This is a genomic window from Neoaquamicrobium sediminum, assembly GCF_013240295.1.
In the GTDB taxonomy this organism is placed as follows: Bacteria; Pseudomonadota; Alphaproteobacteria; order Rhizobiales; family Rhizobiaceae; genus Aerobium; species Aerobium sediminum.
This window is the reverse complement of record NZ_JABETK010000008.1, coordinates 1-13,196: the sequence shown is the minus strand read 5'-3', so window position 1 is coordinate 13,196 and position 13,196 is coordinate 1. Positions and strand designations below refer to the sequence as shown.

At 59.5% G+C, this 13,196-nt stretch carries 15 protein-coding genes, 4 pseudogenes and 2 riboswitches; of the genes and pseudogenes, 8 read left to right on the top strand and 11 right to left on the bottom strand.

All coding sequences use genetic code 11. The features are described 5' to 3' along the window. The 11 genes and pseudogenes from HK436_RS30340 to HK436_RS30290 all read right to left on the bottom strand — a co-directional run. A pseudogene (locus tag HK436_RS30340) lies at positions 1-563 on the bottom strand (IS66 family transposase); the annotation flags it as partial. A gap of 68 nt (positions 564-631) precedes the next feature. Beyond that, positions 632-955 carry an IS66 family insertion sequence element accessory protein TnpB gene (tnpB, locus tag HK436_RS30335; RefSeq protein ID WP_173195247.1) on the bottom strand — a complete coding sequence of 108 codons (324 nt, stop codon included), beginning with the start codon at positions 953-955 and terminating at the stop codon, positions 632-634. A gap of 98 nt (positions 956-1,053) precedes the next feature. Beyond that, the gene (locus HK436_RS32735) at positions 1,054-1,359 is read right to left on the bottom strand and encodes a transposase (protein WP_280515908.1); all 306 of its coding nucleotides are present in this window, start codon (positions 1,357-1,359) and stop codon (positions 1,054-1,056) included. 360 nt (positions 1,360-1,719) lie between these two features. Then, positions 1,720-2,007, bottom strand: a complete 288-nt coding sequence (locus tag HK436_RS30325; protein ID WP_173189795.1) for a hypothetical protein — start codon at positions 2,005-2,007, stop codon at positions 1,720-1,722. Positions 2,008-2,104: 97 nt separating this feature from the next. Then, positions 2,105-2,689 (bottom strand): annotated as a pseudogene (locus HK436_RS32730) (serine hydrolase domain-containing protein); the annotation flags it as partial. Continuing rightward, the gene (locus tag HK436_RS32725; protein WP_280515667.1) at positions 2,650-3,105 is read right to left on the bottom strand and encodes a serine hydrolase domain-containing protein; all 456 of its coding nucleotides are present in this window, start codon (positions 3,103-3,105) and stop codon (positions 2,650-2,652) included. The gene HK436_RS32725 and the pseudogene HK436_RS32730, both read right to left, overlap by 40 nt. A 355-nt stretch (positions 3,106-3,460) precedes the next feature. After that, positions 3,461-3,943, bottom strand: a complete 483-nt coding sequence (locus tag HK436_RS30310; protein ID WP_173189791.1) for a VOC family protein — start codon at positions 3,941-3,943, stop codon at positions 3,461-3,463. A 504-nt stretch (positions 3,944-4,447) separates the two neighbouring features. Next, positions 4,448-4,828 (bottom strand): fluoride efflux transporter CrcB, encoded by a 381-nt coding sequence (gene crcB / locus HK436_RS30305; protein WP_173189790.1) that lies wholly within the window; start codon positions 4,826-4,828, stop codon positions 4,448-4,450. Positions 4,829-4,902: 74 nt separating this feature from the next. Then, positions 4,903-4,964, bottom strand: a riboswitch (Fluoride riboswitch). 134 nt (positions 4,965-5,098) lie between these two features. After that, complete coding sequence (locus HK436_RS30300; protein WP_312860544.1) at positions 5,099-5,824, bottom strand: alpha/beta hydrolase; 726 nt, start codon at positions 5,822-5,824, stop codon at positions 5,099-5,101. Positions 5,825-6,010: 186 nt separating this feature from the next. Beyond that, positions 6,011-6,472: a thioesterase family protein gene (locus HK436_RS30295; protein ID WP_173189788.1), complete on the bottom strand. Its 462-nt coding sequence runs from the start codon at positions 6,470-6,472 to the stop codon at positions 6,011-6,013. Next, the gene (locus tag HK436_RS30290; protein WP_244649570.1) at positions 6,469-7,275 is read right to left on the bottom strand and encodes a class I SAM-dependent methyltransferase; all 807 of its coding nucleotides are present in this window, start codon (positions 7,273-7,275) and stop codon (positions 6,469-6,471) included. Before HK436_RS30290 ends, HK436_RS30295 begins: the two co-directional genes overlap by 4 nt. Before the next feature lie 337 nt (positions 7,276-7,612). On the opposite strand from HK436_RS30290, the gene HK436_RS32720 reads away from it, so the two are divergent. The 8 genes and pseudogenes from HK436_RS32720 to HK436_RS30250 form a co-directional block, all read left to right on the top strand. Further along, entirely contained in the window at positions 7,613-7,741 is a 129-nt protein-coding gene (locus HK436_RS32720) for a hypothetical protein (RefSeq protein ID WP_280515907.1), read from the top strand. Between the two features lie 265 nt (positions 7,742-8,006). Next, entirely contained in the window at positions 8,007-8,447 is a 441-nt protein-coding gene (locus tag HK436_RS30285) for a hypothetical protein (protein WP_194248684.1), read from the top strand. Between the two features lie 134 nt (positions 8,448-8,581). Next, a riboswitch (Fluoride riboswitch) is annotated at positions 8,582-8,643 on the top strand. Between the two features lie 74 nt (positions 8,644-8,717). Next, positions 8,718-9,094, top strand: a pseudogene (gene crcB, locus HK436_RS30280) (fluoride efflux transporter CrcB). Between the two features lie 598 nt (positions 9,095-9,692). Further along, the gene (locus HK436_RS30275; protein ID WP_206680668.1) at positions 9,693-10,064 is read left to right on the top strand and encodes a VOC family protein; all 372 of its coding nucleotides are present in this window, start codon (positions 9,693-9,695) and stop codon (positions 10,062-10,064) included. A 505-nt stretch (positions 10,065-10,569) separates the two neighbouring features. Further along, entirely contained in the window at positions 10,570-10,740 is a 171-nt protein-coding gene (locus HK436_RS33935) for a hypothetical protein (protein ID WP_376769236.1), read from the top strand. Between the two features lie 400 nt (positions 10,741-11,140). Beyond that, positions 11,141-11,704 carry a hypothetical protein gene (locus HK436_RS30265; RefSeq protein ID WP_173195245.1) on the top strand — a complete coding sequence of 188 codons (564 nt, stop codon included), beginning with the start codon at positions 11,141-11,143 and terminating at the stop codon, positions 11,702-11,704. A gap of 471 nt (positions 11,705-12,175) precedes the next feature. Beyond that, positions 12,176-12,337, top strand: coding sequence for an IS66 family insertion sequence element accessory protein TnpB (gene tnpB / locus HK436_RS30255; RefSeq protein WP_173195244.1), 162 nt, complete (start codon positions 12,176-12,178; stop codon positions 12,335-12,337). A gap of 232 nt (positions 12,338-12,569) precedes the next feature. Continuing rightward, a pseudogene (locus tag HK436_RS30250) lies at positions 12,570-13,184 on the top strand (transposase domain-containing protein); the annotation flags it as partial. Positions 13,185-13,196 lie beyond the last annotated feature (12 nt).

Below are 13,196 nucleotides of genomic sequence, written 5' to 3'. Positions count from 1 at the left end.
TGATCGGCATGCTGCTGACTAGAACATGGGCGACCATGGCCTCGGTCGGCAACCCGCCGAGATCAGCCGAGCGGGCGACGGTGCCTACCGCCGTCGGTGCAGGACCGGCATAAGCATATTTGGGGCGGCGAGGTGACGATCACCCGGAACTGGGCTGGGATCACGTCCAGCCGCTCGGACACGTCTTCGCCAATGCGGTGCAGGCCACCGCCGCAGCCACAGACCAGGCTTTCGGGCTCGATGATCTGCTCGATCCGCGGCAGGTGCCTGGGGAGGCGAACCACGATTGGCGCTGCGTGGTTTTGCCGATCGCCGTGCCGCACGATCCTCTGCATCTTCCTCGGCATGGACCGCGCGATGGCCGTTTCCAGATCCTCCAGCGCCAGATCGAACTGGTCAGGTCGCTCTTTTCCGACCTGCGCCCGAAGGCCGCCTGCCTGAACGCGGCGACCAGCTTTTCAGCTGTGCGATCCGATCGTCCTTGCGTTGATTGCGCGCTTCGCGGCAACGAGCATCGCCTTGAGGGCGGCAATATCGTCGGGAAGTTCGGTGCTATCGAGCATGACCGGAATCTACCAGATCAAGCACCGCATTCCCGCAAAAAGACATGCCCTGAGTCATCCTGCCGCAGTCATTCCACGGCTTCTGGAGCCCGTGCTTCCACTGCCCGAACCCGGCGCCAATCGAGTCCAGAGAACGGGGCCTCGAACTGCGCGTGGCTCAGCGTTATCAGCCCGTCCCTCACCATAGGCCAGGTGAAGTTGTGCTCTTCCAACCGCTTGTAGGCCATGACCAATCCGGTGCCATCCCAGTAGAGCAGCTTCAGCCGGTCGGTCTTCTTGGCGCGGAACACAAAGACAGTGCCCGTGAACGGGTCCTTGTGTAGCTCGTTCTTCACCATCGCTGCCAGGCTGTCGTGGCCTTTGCGGAAGTCGATCGGTTTGGTCGCCACCATGATCCGCACCCGGTTGGAGGAAGATCATGAGCCCGCCATCAGCGCGTGGACCACCGAGGCAATCCGGGCCGACGAAGCGCCTGGCTCCAGCCGGACGGTCACCGAACCCACCACGACCTCCGGCCCAGCCGATGCAGTCGGTACGCGGCTGTCACGTCCTCAACAACCGGAGCGACCATCAGAGCCGCAAACTCAACCGGATCCTCTGGTGCCGGCAGCACCAGCTTCCCGTTCCGCGCAAGAGTTCGCCAAGAGGAGACATGGTTGGCCTTCAGCCCATGCCGCTCCGCAACTTCACTAACGCTCGCCCCCGGCCGCAGTGTCTCGGCGACAATCCGCGCCTTCACATCATCGGGCCACTGCCGATTGCGACGCCGCCTCACGCCATTTGTGAGAAGCTCCATTGGAGCGTCCATGGAGAAACTCCGCACTGACCTCAATCAGTGCGCAATCTCATGGCTCACAACCTAGCGGAAGGTGGGGATACAACACCGCTTACACTGCATCGTTCCGCGGCAACTCTTTGGCAACCTCCATTCCTCATTTAGGGGACGAAGCAGCCCATGGCGGTCGGGATCGAGTGCAGTTCGTTCAGGAAGGCCGCTAAATCCGTTGCCAGGATCCGCTGCTTTTCGTAGTTCAACCCCGAAATGTCCTGCAACGGCTCTCCTGCGAGTTTGGCATCAACTGAGACGAGGTGTTCGCCAGCCTTCCGCAATTCCATTCCCGGAACGGGCGCGGATAGAGATGGGCGCACAGCTCGCCTATTCCTGTTTTGACGCTGCCATATTTGTTGCAGAGATCAGTGCGCAGGCTGAAACGACAACCAGCATCCCAAACGCAACTTGGTATGCCGACCCTGGGGTCGAGATGTCGACCTGCTCAATGACAGCCACCACCGCAATCGCGCCGACTGCACCTCTAATGCGTTGGGCAACATTGATCAACGTCGCTGCGTCGCCGGTTTCGGTTTTGTCGACGACGCGCTGTTGTCGCGTGTCGGTGACGTCAGGCGCCGCGCGGGCTTCACCGGCGCGGCATGGTTGATTCATAAAGGCGCGGCGCTATCAAATGCCGCGTCGTCGTCCGAGAGCGCAAACTCAAGCGGAACAGCTTGAATAACCGTTCGAGAGAACGCTCTGTCGCCGATCATTTCGCCGGTAGACGAGATGAGATGGACTGGATCACACCAATTGCGCCTTGCGGATCCCGGTTGGCAAGCACGGCGACCACGTAGCCGGAGTCCGGAAAAATCAGCAGCTGTCCATAGATGCCCGGGGCGCCACCATTGTGGCCGACCACCCTCACACCATCCCCCGAAAGCTCGTCGCTAAAGCCGTAGGCATATCTGGAAGAACCCATCGAAGCGACCTTGCCGGCGATTAAAAGCTCTGTGTGCTCTTCATCCAGCAGCTTATTTTCTCTGAGCGCTGTGGCGAAGCGGATGAGATCGCCGACAGTCGAGTACCCGCCACCTGCTGGTCCACCTCGATATGGCAAGGAATCGGTGTTCGGCCGCAACGGCGGCAGTTGCCCGCCAACAGGGTGCCCGCTCAGCCTCTCGCCGGGCGGAACGCGGGTGTAGCCGATCGCGGTTTTCGGCGGCAGTTCGCTTACCGGGTAATTGTCCGTCGAGTTCATGCCCGCCGGCTGAAAGATGTGCTTGCGGACATAGTCGAAGTAGCTTTCCCCGCTTACTGTCTCGATGATGCGTCCGAGCAGGATGAAGCCGTAGTTGCTGTATTCCCAACTGCTCCCCGGTTCGAAGCGGGGGAGCGTTCGCCGAACAGGGCGATGAAGTCTTCCGGTTCCGTCAGGTCCTCGCGATTGGCGTTGAAGAGCTCGATTTCATCCGGCCCGAAGATGTTTCCAGCTCCCGCCGTATGAGTCAGCAACTGATGGATGGTTGCCGCGGCCATCGCCTCGTTCGGATAATCCGGGAGGTATGCTGAAAGCGGATCGTCGAGGCTAACCCGGCCGGCCTGCACCAATTGTAGAATGGCGGTCCCGGTGAACATCTTGCCCATCGAACCGATGCCGAAAGCCGTGTCGACATCATTGGGGATCTGCCTTTCGATGTCAGCGCAACCTTTGGCCTTCGCAAATATCGTCTCCCCGTCTCTGGAGACCATCACAGCGCCAGCGAACATGTCGGCCGCCGTCTGCCGATCCAGTTCCTCCGCAAGTGCGGCGATCGCTTCCGATTCCGTCACGCGTTCGGCGACGCGTCCCTGCCCTGCACCGCCAACGACCCGCTCGCCACGTTGCAGATTGTCAGGCGGGGCGCTCGACGGCTGATCGGGGCCGTTGCGCGGAAGGCCCGGCGGCGAGTCGCCACCAATCACCACGGGTTCGGCTGTAGCAGAGTAGGTAGTAAGGAGGCAGACCAGGGTGGCCAGTGCCAATCCATTTAACGCCTTCATGGCTTCCACTTCCTCGGAAATGTGATGTGAGACTCGTGCTTGGGTGGACTAGCCAAGTCCATTGAGAGGGTCATGTCGTACTCTACTGATAAAGCTTCCGCAGGCTTGTCTGCAGGTAGTCCATGGCTGTCGACCACTTCGGGTCGGACCAGCGCTGCCCAATTTCCTCATCGGAAACGTTCTCAACCCGTTGCTGCAGCCACCAGACATTTCCGTAGGGATCGCGAACGCGACCCACCTTGTCCCCGAAGGCCAGGTGCGTCACTTGGGTAATTGGCTGCGCGCCGGCGGCGACCGCTCGTTTGAACAGCTCCTCAGCGTCCTCGACGAACAGGCGAAGGAATGCTGGGGTTGGCGGCCAATCACGCATGTCGAACATTAGAATGATCGTATTGCCGATGCGCATTTCGGCATGGCCGATGCTCCCATCCGGGTTTTGGAAGCTGCCGAGATCCTCTGCATCAAAAGCTTCCGAGAGAAAACTCATCAGCCGGACCGTATCTTTGCCGATGATCCAAGGTGCAACCGAGGCATAGCCGGGAGGAATAATTGGTATGTTCTGCATGAGACAATCTCCATCGGGTTTGCGAACGGCACAATGACATGGTCTGTTGCCAAATGGTGTCAGCAGAGCCAAAGGTGCTAACTTGTCACCACTGAACGTCGTCTATTCACTGCTCTGCCTAAGCGCAATCGAGACGGGAAGCAGAGCCCGCACGGCATCGGTTCCAGGGTCGACTACTACAATCGGCGGCGTCCGCATTCGGCGGCAGGACGCCCGACGATGCCTGTGAAAGGACTGAATTGACGGGGCAACTGGCGGCGGCGGAGAAACAACTCGATCTGTCTTAGCTTAGCCGCCAACTGCCTCATCAAGCGGCACCAGCTCAGAGCCCCCGGCAGCCACCGCCATAAGCTGCGTCGCACCTGCCCAAGCCTTAGACTCCACGGTGTTTCAGTTTCCTGCCTCACTTCTACTTTGCGGTCGGCCTTTATGTGTCGGCGATCTTTGCGGCCCTGTTCGCAAGTTTTTAGGCTATCGGCGGACATTCACCGATCGGGCTGCGTTTTAAACCAGGTTGTGGCGCGTGATGGCAATCGCTCCGAGCAAGGCCCCGAGCGAGAGAGCCACTGATGTAAAGACGTACAGACCTGCCAGGAACCAAAGCCCGCGCTCGATCAGCATCGTCGTCTCCATTGAAAAGGCGGAAAAGGTGGTAAAGCCTCCGAGAACACCGGTAGTGAGGAAAAGGCGGGCTTGTTGGGGCAAGCCGGTACGCGCTGCGAAGTACCCCACCACAACACCCATCAGGCATGAGCCAACAACGTTTATGAACAGCGTGCTGAAGGGAAAAATTCCGGGGATGAACAGCCGCTGGGCGGTGACGTTGATGGCGTGGCGCGCCATGCCACCAAAGCCTGCACCGATGAAAATGATCAGATAATTCATGGTTGCCTCGCTGTTGGGGCAACCAGACCGTCGATCGCTATGCCAGCACCCATCCATCGACAGGCGAATTGCCTGTTGTTGTAGGAGTTATCGGCCAAGGTGGCGGTTGTCGGGAAACTCCATCCCCATCGAAAAAGCTGTATCCGAACGTTGGTTAGCCAGCTCGGCCAGGGCTGTCCTGCCCAGCTGCGGCAGTCCATCTTCCTGCGCCCAGGATGCCGCCGCGGGTGTCGCAGCCAGGTCAAACTGCCACCGTGGCGAGGAAATCCATCAGTACGTCAGCAGTCTCATCGGGATACTGATCCACGAAGAAATGCCCCCGGGCAGCGAAGCTTCCGCAACATTTTCGCACCGCTTTCGCCATTCGCCTGGGATATCGAAGAGATGCGCCATCTGGCCGGCAGCACCAAAGAAGACCAAGGTGGGGCAGCCGATCTTGCGATTGATATCGGCTTGATCCAGCGCCAAGTCGACTGTTGCGGCGGCTCGATAATCAGAACAGGACCCGTGGATCATATGGGGGTCCCGCCATGAGCGTCGGTATGCGGCAAGCATCTCATCATCGAAGTCGCCGATGCGCGTTGCGCCCCAGCCGACCAGGCAGGTTTCGTAGAAGAAATCAGGATTGGCGCCGATTACCCGCTCGGGAAACGGCTCGGGCTGCGAGAGGAAGTACCAGTGCCAGTATGCGCCTGCGACACGGTGATTTGTGTCCATGAACATCGCCAATGTTGGCACGATGTCAAGCACCGCCAACGAAAGGATCTTGTCCGGATGGTCGAGTGCCATGCGATGCCCCGTTCTCCCGCCACGGTCGTGTCCGATCAAATGGAATCGCTCTATGCCGAGTTGCTCCATCAATCCGACCTGATCGTCTGCCATGGCGCGAAAACTGTAGTTGGAGTTGTCGGGAAGGCCGTGTGGCTTGGAGGATGCGCCGTAGCCGCGCAGGTCGGAACAAACCACGGTGAAATTGGCAGCGAGTTTTGGGGCCACTCTCGCCCACATCTCCTTTGATTGCGGAAATCCGTGCAACAGAAGAACTGGAGGGCCGTCGCCGCCAATCACGCAGGCAATGTCAACGCCGTCCACGCGCACGACTTCATTCCGAAATCCCTCAAACATGTGATGCCCCTTGGCGGTTTCCTGCCAGCGACCCGGTCCAATCGCGGATGCTGAACGTCAAATTGAACGTGTGGCTTTCGCGTATTTCCAGCGTTCGCGCTTTTCGTTCGCGCGCTGAGCGAAGCGCTGAAGGTCTATAATGGCGCGGGTGTGGGTCCCCTCACCGATCAAGCCGGCCTCGTCTCGGCAAGAGACCGTGAAAAACAGCGAGTTGCTGTTGATCTCCACGAGTTTGACATCAGCCACAAAGCTCATGCCAACGGGCGTGGGCGCGAGGTGGCTGACGTTGACGTGCGTGCCGACGGTTCGTTGCTGGGGCCGGAGATAAGGACGAAGCGCTTCGATACAGGTTTGTTCAACGAAGCCGATCATCATCGCGGTGGCAAGAACCGGAGGCATGTCGCGAAAGCCGGGCCAAGTGTCATCCAACTCCGGCACGGTGTGGAAAGGAGCAACTGTGAGTCGCTCTCGTGCTCCTACCCCCACTTCAAGTGGCAAGCACTCTTTGAACTCGTTCATGTGATCCCCACGCGCATGTTGATCGGCCAAATCACGGGTCGCCTTCGATCTCCCCAGATGAGGTGAAGATCGTGCACAAAAGCTTCGAGGATATCGTCTCGGCCAGCCTCATTGACCCGGTGCACAGCGGACCATGTCGAGAGGTAACCGAGAAAATCGCTCAGATCCCAAGCCCGGTCGATTTCCATTCCGGGAGTCGGTCGTTCCTCAAACGGAAATTCGAGATCGGCATAGCCTGACTCGACGAGCTTGCGCTCCGGCGGCCAGTAGCAAGCGATTTCTTCCCAATAGAAGCGCCTAAAGCGTGCGTCCAGGTCGGACGGAGCCAAGCGCGGCACTCCGTAGCTTACCAAGGCAATCACAGCCCCGTTCACGGCTACCCGGCGGACCTCGTCGTAGAAATCCGCAAGGTCGAACCAATGGGCGGATTGTGCAGCGGTAATAAGGGTAACGCTGCAATCGGGCAGCGGTAGGTTCTCGGCAGGTGCGCAAACATACTCGACACGGTCATGAGGCAGGGCGTTGCCGATCTGTTCAGTGCTCGGATCCACACCCATCACGGATTGGAAGAAGTCTGCGAGCTGATGGGTGAGCTGCCCAGTGCCGCAGCCGACGTCTACGGCTCTCGACGTATCGGGTGCCGCCTCCGCCAAGAAACGGGACAGGGAAGCCGGATATTCCGGTCTGAACGAAGCATAGCTGCGGCCGTCGCGATCAAACCAGTTCCTTGCGGATTTCGGTTCAGCCATCATTGGGCATCTTTTCTGGTTGTCGCTCGCCTCTTTGAAGAAGCGGATGCCCAACCTCCGCCTCCAGTCGCTCGAGCCGCTTGCGCCGCCCAGTGTCGCTCAAGTCTCAAGCGGATGTTCGGGTCCTCCGGTCTTGCGCCCGTCGTCCAACTGGTGACGTGCCAATGGCTTTCAGCATCAGCGAAAACGTGATCGCCCTGTGGGGCTGCGCGCAGTTATGTCACATCACCGTTTCGGCAACTCATCGCGCGAAGAACGGGGGTGTACCGTGGGCGGTATTCGCCGAATGAAGTCGGTCTTGCGCCCTGATCGACCAACTCGCTTCGTGACGTAGCGGCGTAGCGTGATCGGGTTTCAGCGACTCGAAACGGTGCTGGTCCGGGCGGAAACCATGGCTGAGCTCAATCCCGGCGTTGAGATCGATGTTCTGGATTTCCGCAAATCTGCGCCGTTTCATCGTTATGCGCTCGACGTCACCGTTTCGGCGCCCCACTCATCGCGCGTACGACAGTCACCGTGAGGCGCGCGCGATTCATGTCGCGGCTGGAAGGACCATCCTCGCCGGGCGCCACTGCCGTACCACACTCGCCGTCGTAGCGGTTTCGCGCGTCCGGGTGAGCGATTTCTTCGTCCACTTCCCCATTACATTAGCAACTCGGCATAGAGCGATTCCATTTGATCGGACACGACCGTGGCGGGAGAACGGGGCATCATGGCACTCGACCATCCGGACAAGATCCTTTCGTTGGCGGTGCTTGACATCGATGCCAACATTGGCGATGTTCATGGACACAAATCACCGTGTCGCAGGCGCATACTGGCACTGGTACTTCCTCTCGCAGCCCGAGCCGTTTCCCGAGCGGGTAATCGGCGCCAATCCTGATTTCTTCTACGAAACCTGCCTGGTCGGCTGGGGCGCAACGCGCATCGGCGACTTCGATGATGAGATGCTTGCCGCATACCGACGCTCATGGCGGGACCCCCATATGATCCACGGGTCCTGTTCTGATTATCGAGCCGCAACAGTCGACTTGGCTGGATCAGCCGATATCAATCGCAAGATCGGCTGCCCCACCTTGGTCTTCTTTAGTGCTGCCGGCCAGATGGCGCATCTCTTCGATATCCCAGGCGAATGGCGAAAGCGGTGCGAAAATGTTGCGGAAGCTTCGCTGCCCGGGGGCATTTCTTCGTGGATCAGTATCCCGATGAGACTGCTGACGTACTGATGGTTTCCTCGCCACGGTGGCAGTTTGACCCCTGCTGCGACACCCGCGGCGGCATCCTGGGCGCAGGAAGATGGACTGCCGCAGCTGGGCAGGACAGCCCTGGCCGAGCTGGCTAACCAACGTTCGGATACAGCTTTTTCGATGGGGATGGAGTTTCCCGACAACCGCCACCTTGGCCGATAACTCCTACAACAACAGGCAATTCGCCTGTCGATGGATGGGTGCTGGCATAGCGATCGACGGTCTGGTTGCCCCAACAGCGAAGCAACCATGAATTATCTGATCATTTTCATCGGTGCAGGCTTTGGTGGCATGGCGCGCCACGCCATCAACGTCACCGCCCAGCGGCTGTTCATCCCGGAATTTTCCCTTCAGCACGCTGTTCATAAACGTTGTTGGCTCATGCCTGATGGGTGTTGTGGTGGGGTACTTCGCAGCGCGTACCTGGCTTGCCCCAACAAGCCCGCCTTTTCCTCACTACCGGTGTTCTCGGAGGCTTTACCACCTTTTCCGCCTTTTCAATGGAGACGACGATGCTGATCGAGCGCGGGCTTTGGTTCCTGGCAGGTCTGTACGTCTTTACATCAGTGGCTCTCGCTCGGGGCCTTGCTCGGAGCGATTGCATCACGCGCCACAACCTGGTTTAAAACGCAGCCCGATCGGTGAATGTCCGCCGATAGCCTAAAAACTTGCGAACAGGGCCGCAAGATCGCCGACACAAAAGGCCGACCGCAAAGTAGAAGTGAGGCGGAAACTGAAACACCGTGGAGTCTAAGGCTTGGGCAGGTGCGACGCAGCTTATGGCGGTGGCTGCCGGGGGCTCTGAGCTGGTGCCGCTTGATGAGGCAGTTGGCGGCTAAGCTAAGACAGATCGAGTTGTTTCTCCGCCGCCGCCAGTTGCCCCGTCAATTCAGTCCTTTCACAGGCATCGTCGGGCGTCCTGCCGCCGAATGCGGACGCCGCCGATTGTAGTAGTCGACCCTGGAACCGATGCCGTGCGGGCTCTGCTTCCCGTCTGCGCTTAGGCAGAGCAGTGAATAGACGACGTTCAGTGGTGACAAGTTAGCACCTTTGGCTCTGCTGACACCATTTGGCAACAGACCATGTCATTGTGCCGTTCGCAAACCCGATGGAGATTGTCTCATGCAGAACATACCAATATTCCTCCCGGCTATGCCTCGGTTGCACCTTGGATCATCGGCAAAGATACGGTCCGGCTGATGAGTTTTCTCTCGGAAGCTTTTGATGCAGAGGATCTCGGCAGCTTCAAAACCGGATGGGAGCATCGGCCATGCCGAAATGCGCATCGGCAATACGATCATTCTAATGTTCGACATGCGTGATTGGCCGCCAACCCCAGCATTCCTTCGCCTGTTCGTCGAGGACGCTGAGGAGCTGTTCAAACGAGCGGTCGCCGCCGGCGCCGCAGCCAGTACCCAAGTGACGCACCTGGCCTTCGGGGACAAGGTGGGTCGCGTTCGCAATCCCCTACGGAAATGGCTGCAGCAACGGGTTGAGAACGTTTCCGATGAGGAAATTGGGCAGCGCTGGTCCGACCCGAAGTGGTCGACAGCCATGGACTACCTGCAGACAAGCCTGCGGAAGCTTTATCAGTAAGAGTACGACATGACCCTCTCAATGGACTTGGCTAGTCACCCAAGCACGTCTCACACATCACATTTTCCGTGGAAGTGGAAGCCATGAAGGCGTTAAATGGATTGGCACTGGCCACCCTGGTCTGCCTCCTTACTACCTACTCTGCTACAGCCGAACCCGTGGTGATTGGTGGCGACTCGCCGCCGGGCCTTCCGCGCAACGGCCCCGATCAGCCGTCGAGCGCCCCGCCTGACAATCTGCAACGTGGCGAGCGGGTCGTTGGCGGTGCAGGACGCGTCGCCGAACGCGTGACGGAATCGGAAGCGATCGCCGCACTTGCGGAGGAACTGGATCGGCAGACGGCCCGACATGTTCGCTGGCGCTGTGATGGTCTCCAGAGACGGGAGACGATATTTGCGAAGGCCAAAGGTTGCGCTGACATCGAGCAGATCCCCAATGATGTCGACACGGCTTTCGGCATCGGTTCGATGGGCAAGATGTTCACCGGGACGCCATTCTACAATTGGTGCAGGCCGGCCGGGTTAGCCTCGACGATCCGCTTTCAGCATACCTCCCGGATTATCCGAACGAGGCGATGGCCGCGGCAACCATCCATCAGTTACTCATACGGCGGGAGCTGGAAACATCTTCGGGCCGGATGAAATCGAGCTCTTCAACGCCAATCGCGAGGACCTGACGGAACCGGAAGACTTCATCGCCCTGTTCGGCCGAACGCTCCCCGCTTCGAACCGGGAGCAGTTGGGAATACCAGCAGCTACGGCTTCATCCTGCTCGGACATCATCGAGACGTAAGCGGGAAAGCTAAGCTTCGACTATGTCCGCAAGCACATCTTTCAGCCGGCGGGCATGAACTCGACGGACAATTACCCGGTAAGCGAACTGCCGCCGAAAACCGCGATCGCTACACCGCGTTCCGCCCGGCGAGAAGGCTGAGCGGGCACCTGTTGAGAACAACTGCCGCCGTTGCGGCGAACACCGATTCCTTGCCATATCGAGGTGGACCAGCAGGTGGCAGGTACTCGACTGTCGGCGATCTCATCCGCTTCGCCACAGCGCTCAGAAAATAAGCTGCTGGCGTGGTGCAGGTGCGCTTCTCGCCGGCGCGTACCGGCTTGCCCCAACAAGCCCGCCGTCGACAAAACCGAAACCGGCGACGCAGCGACGTTGATCGAAATGTTGCCCAACGCATTAGAGGTGCAGTCGGCGCGATTGCGGTGGTGGCTGTCATTGAGCAGGTCGACATCTCGACCCCAGGGTCGGCATACCAAGTTGCGTTTGGGATGCTGGGTTGTCGTTTCAGCTCGCGCACTGATCTCTCAAAAATAAATATGGCAGCGTCAAAACAGGAACAGTTATCGTGCGCCCATTCTATCCGCGCCCGTTCCGGGAATGGAATTGCGGGAAGGCTGGCGAACACTCCGTCTCAGCTGATGCCAAAACTCGCAGGAGAGCCGTTGCAGGACATTTCGGGGTTGAACCCAGTGCAGCGGATCCTGGCAACGGATTTAGCGGCCTTCCTGAACGAACTGCACGATCCCGACCGCCATGGGCTGCTTGTCCCCAAAGGAATGGAGGTTGCCAAAGAGTTGCCGCGTGAACGATGCAGTGTAAGCGGTGTGTTGTATCTCACCTTCCGCTAGGTTGTGAGCCATGAGATTGCGCACTGATTGAGGTCAGTGCGGAGTTTTCTCCATGGACGCCTCAATGGAGCTTTCACAAAAATGGCGAGGCGGCGTCGCAATCGGCAGTGGCCCGATGATGTGAAGGCGCGGATTGTCGCCGAGACACTGCGGCCGGGGCGAGCGCGTTAGTGAAGTTGCGGAGCGGCATGGGCTGAAGGCCAACCATGCTCCTCTCTTGGCGAACTCTCTGCGTGGGAACGGGAAGCTGGCGCTGCCGGCACCAGAGGATCCGGGTTGAGTTTGCGGCTCTGATGGTCGCTCCGGTTGTTGAGGACGTGACAGCCGCGTACCGACTGCATCGGCTGGGCCGGAGGTCGTGGTGGGTTCGGTGATCAACTGGCTGGAGCCAGCGCCTGTCGGCCCGGATTGCCTCGGTGGTCCACGCGCTGATGGCGGGCTCATGATCTTCCCTCCAACCGGGTGCGGATCATGGTGGCGACCAAACCGATCGATCTCCGCAAAGGCCACGACAGCCTGGCAGCGATGGTGAAGAACGAGCTACACAAGGACCCGTTCACGGGCACTGTCTTTGTGTTCCGCGCCAAGAAGACCGACCGGCTGAAGCTGCTCTACTGGGATGGCACCGATTGACAACAGTGGCCTACAAGCGGCTGGAAGAGCACAACTTCACCTGGCCTATGGTGAGGGGACGGGCTGATAACGCTGAGCCACGCGCAGTTCGGGCCCTGTTCTCTGGACTCGATTGGCGCCGGGTTCGGGCAGTGGAAGCACGGCTCCAGAAGCCGTGGAATGACTGCGGCAGGATGACCTCAGGGCATGCCTTTTTGCGGGAATGCGGTGCTTGATCTGGTAGATTCCGGTCATGCTCGATAGCACCGAACTTCCCGACGATATTGCCGCCTCAAGGCGATGCTCGTTGCCGCGGAAGCGCGCAATCAACGCAAGGACGATCGGATCGCACAGCTGGAAAAGCTGGTCGCCGCGTTCAGGCAGGCGGCCTTCGGGCGCAGAAGGTCGAAAAAGAGCGATCCGGACCAGTTCGATCTGGCGTTGAGGATCTGGAAACGGCTATCGCGGCGGGTCCATGCCGAGGAAGATGCAGAGGATCGTGCGGCACGGCGATCGGCAAACCACGCAGCGCCAACGTGGTTCGCTCCCCAGGCACCGCCGTTGATCTGTTACGATCATCGAGCCCGAAAGCCTGGTCTGTGGCTGCGGCGGTGGTCTGCACCGCATTGGCGAAGACGTGTCCGAGCGGCTGGACGTGATCCCAGCCCAGTTCCGGGTGATCGTCACCCGCCGCCCCAAATATGTTGCCGGTCCTGCACCGACGGCGCGTGGTGCAGGCACCGTCGCCTGCTCGGCTGATCCTCGGCGGTTGCCGACCGAGGCCACATGGTCGCCCATGTTCTAGTCAGTGGCGAGCGTCGATCACCTTCCGCTCTATCGTCAGGCGCAGATTTACAGCCGCCAGGGGTGTTGATCTGGA

Excerpts from the sequence above, each read along its gene's own strand:
- tnpB (WP_173195247.1), bottom strand. The coding sequence starts at position 955 with ATGGTGGCGACCAAACCGATCGACTTCCGCAAAGGCCACGACAGCCTG.
- HK436_RS32735 (WP_280515908.1), bottom strand. The coding sequence starts at position 1,359 with ATGGAGCTTCTCACAAATGGCGTGAGGCGGCGTCGCAATCGGCAGTGG.
- HK436_RS30325 (WP_173189795.1), bottom strand. The coding sequence starts at position 2,007 with ATGAATCAACCATGCCGCGCCGGTGAAGCCCGCGCGGCGCCTGACGTC.
- HK436_RS32725 (WP_280515667.1), bottom strand. The coding sequence starts at position 3,105 with ATGTTCGCTGGCGCTGTGATGGTCTCCAGAGACGGGGAGACGATATTT.
- HK436_RS30310 (WP_173189791.1), bottom strand. The coding sequence starts at position 3,943 with ATGCAGAACATACCAATTATTCCTCCCGGCTATGCCTCGGTTGCACCT.
- crcB (WP_173189790.1), bottom strand. The coding sequence starts at position 4,828 with ATGAATTATCTGATCATTTTCATCGGTGCAGGCTTTGGTGGCATGGCG.
- HK436_RS30295 (WP_173189788.1), bottom strand. The coding sequence starts at position 6,472 with ATGAACGAGTTCAAAGAGTGCTTGCCACTTGAAGTGGGGGTAGGAGCA.
- HK436_RS32720 (WP_280515907.1), top strand. The coding sequence starts at position 7,613 with ATGGCTGAGCTCAATCCCGGCGTTGAGATCGATGTTCTGGATTTCCGC.
- HK436_RS30285 (WP_194248684.1), top strand. The coding sequence starts at position 8,007 with ATGGACACAAATCACCGTGTCGCAGGCGCATACTGGCACTGGTACTTC.
- HK436_RS30275 (WP_206680668.1), top strand. The coding sequence starts at position 9,693 with ATGCAGAGGATCTCGGCAGCTTCAAAACCGGATGGGAGCATCGGCCAT.
- tnpB (WP_173195244.1), top strand. The coding sequence starts at position 12,176 with ATGGTGGCGACCAAACCGATCGATCTCCGCAAAGGCCACGACAGCCTG.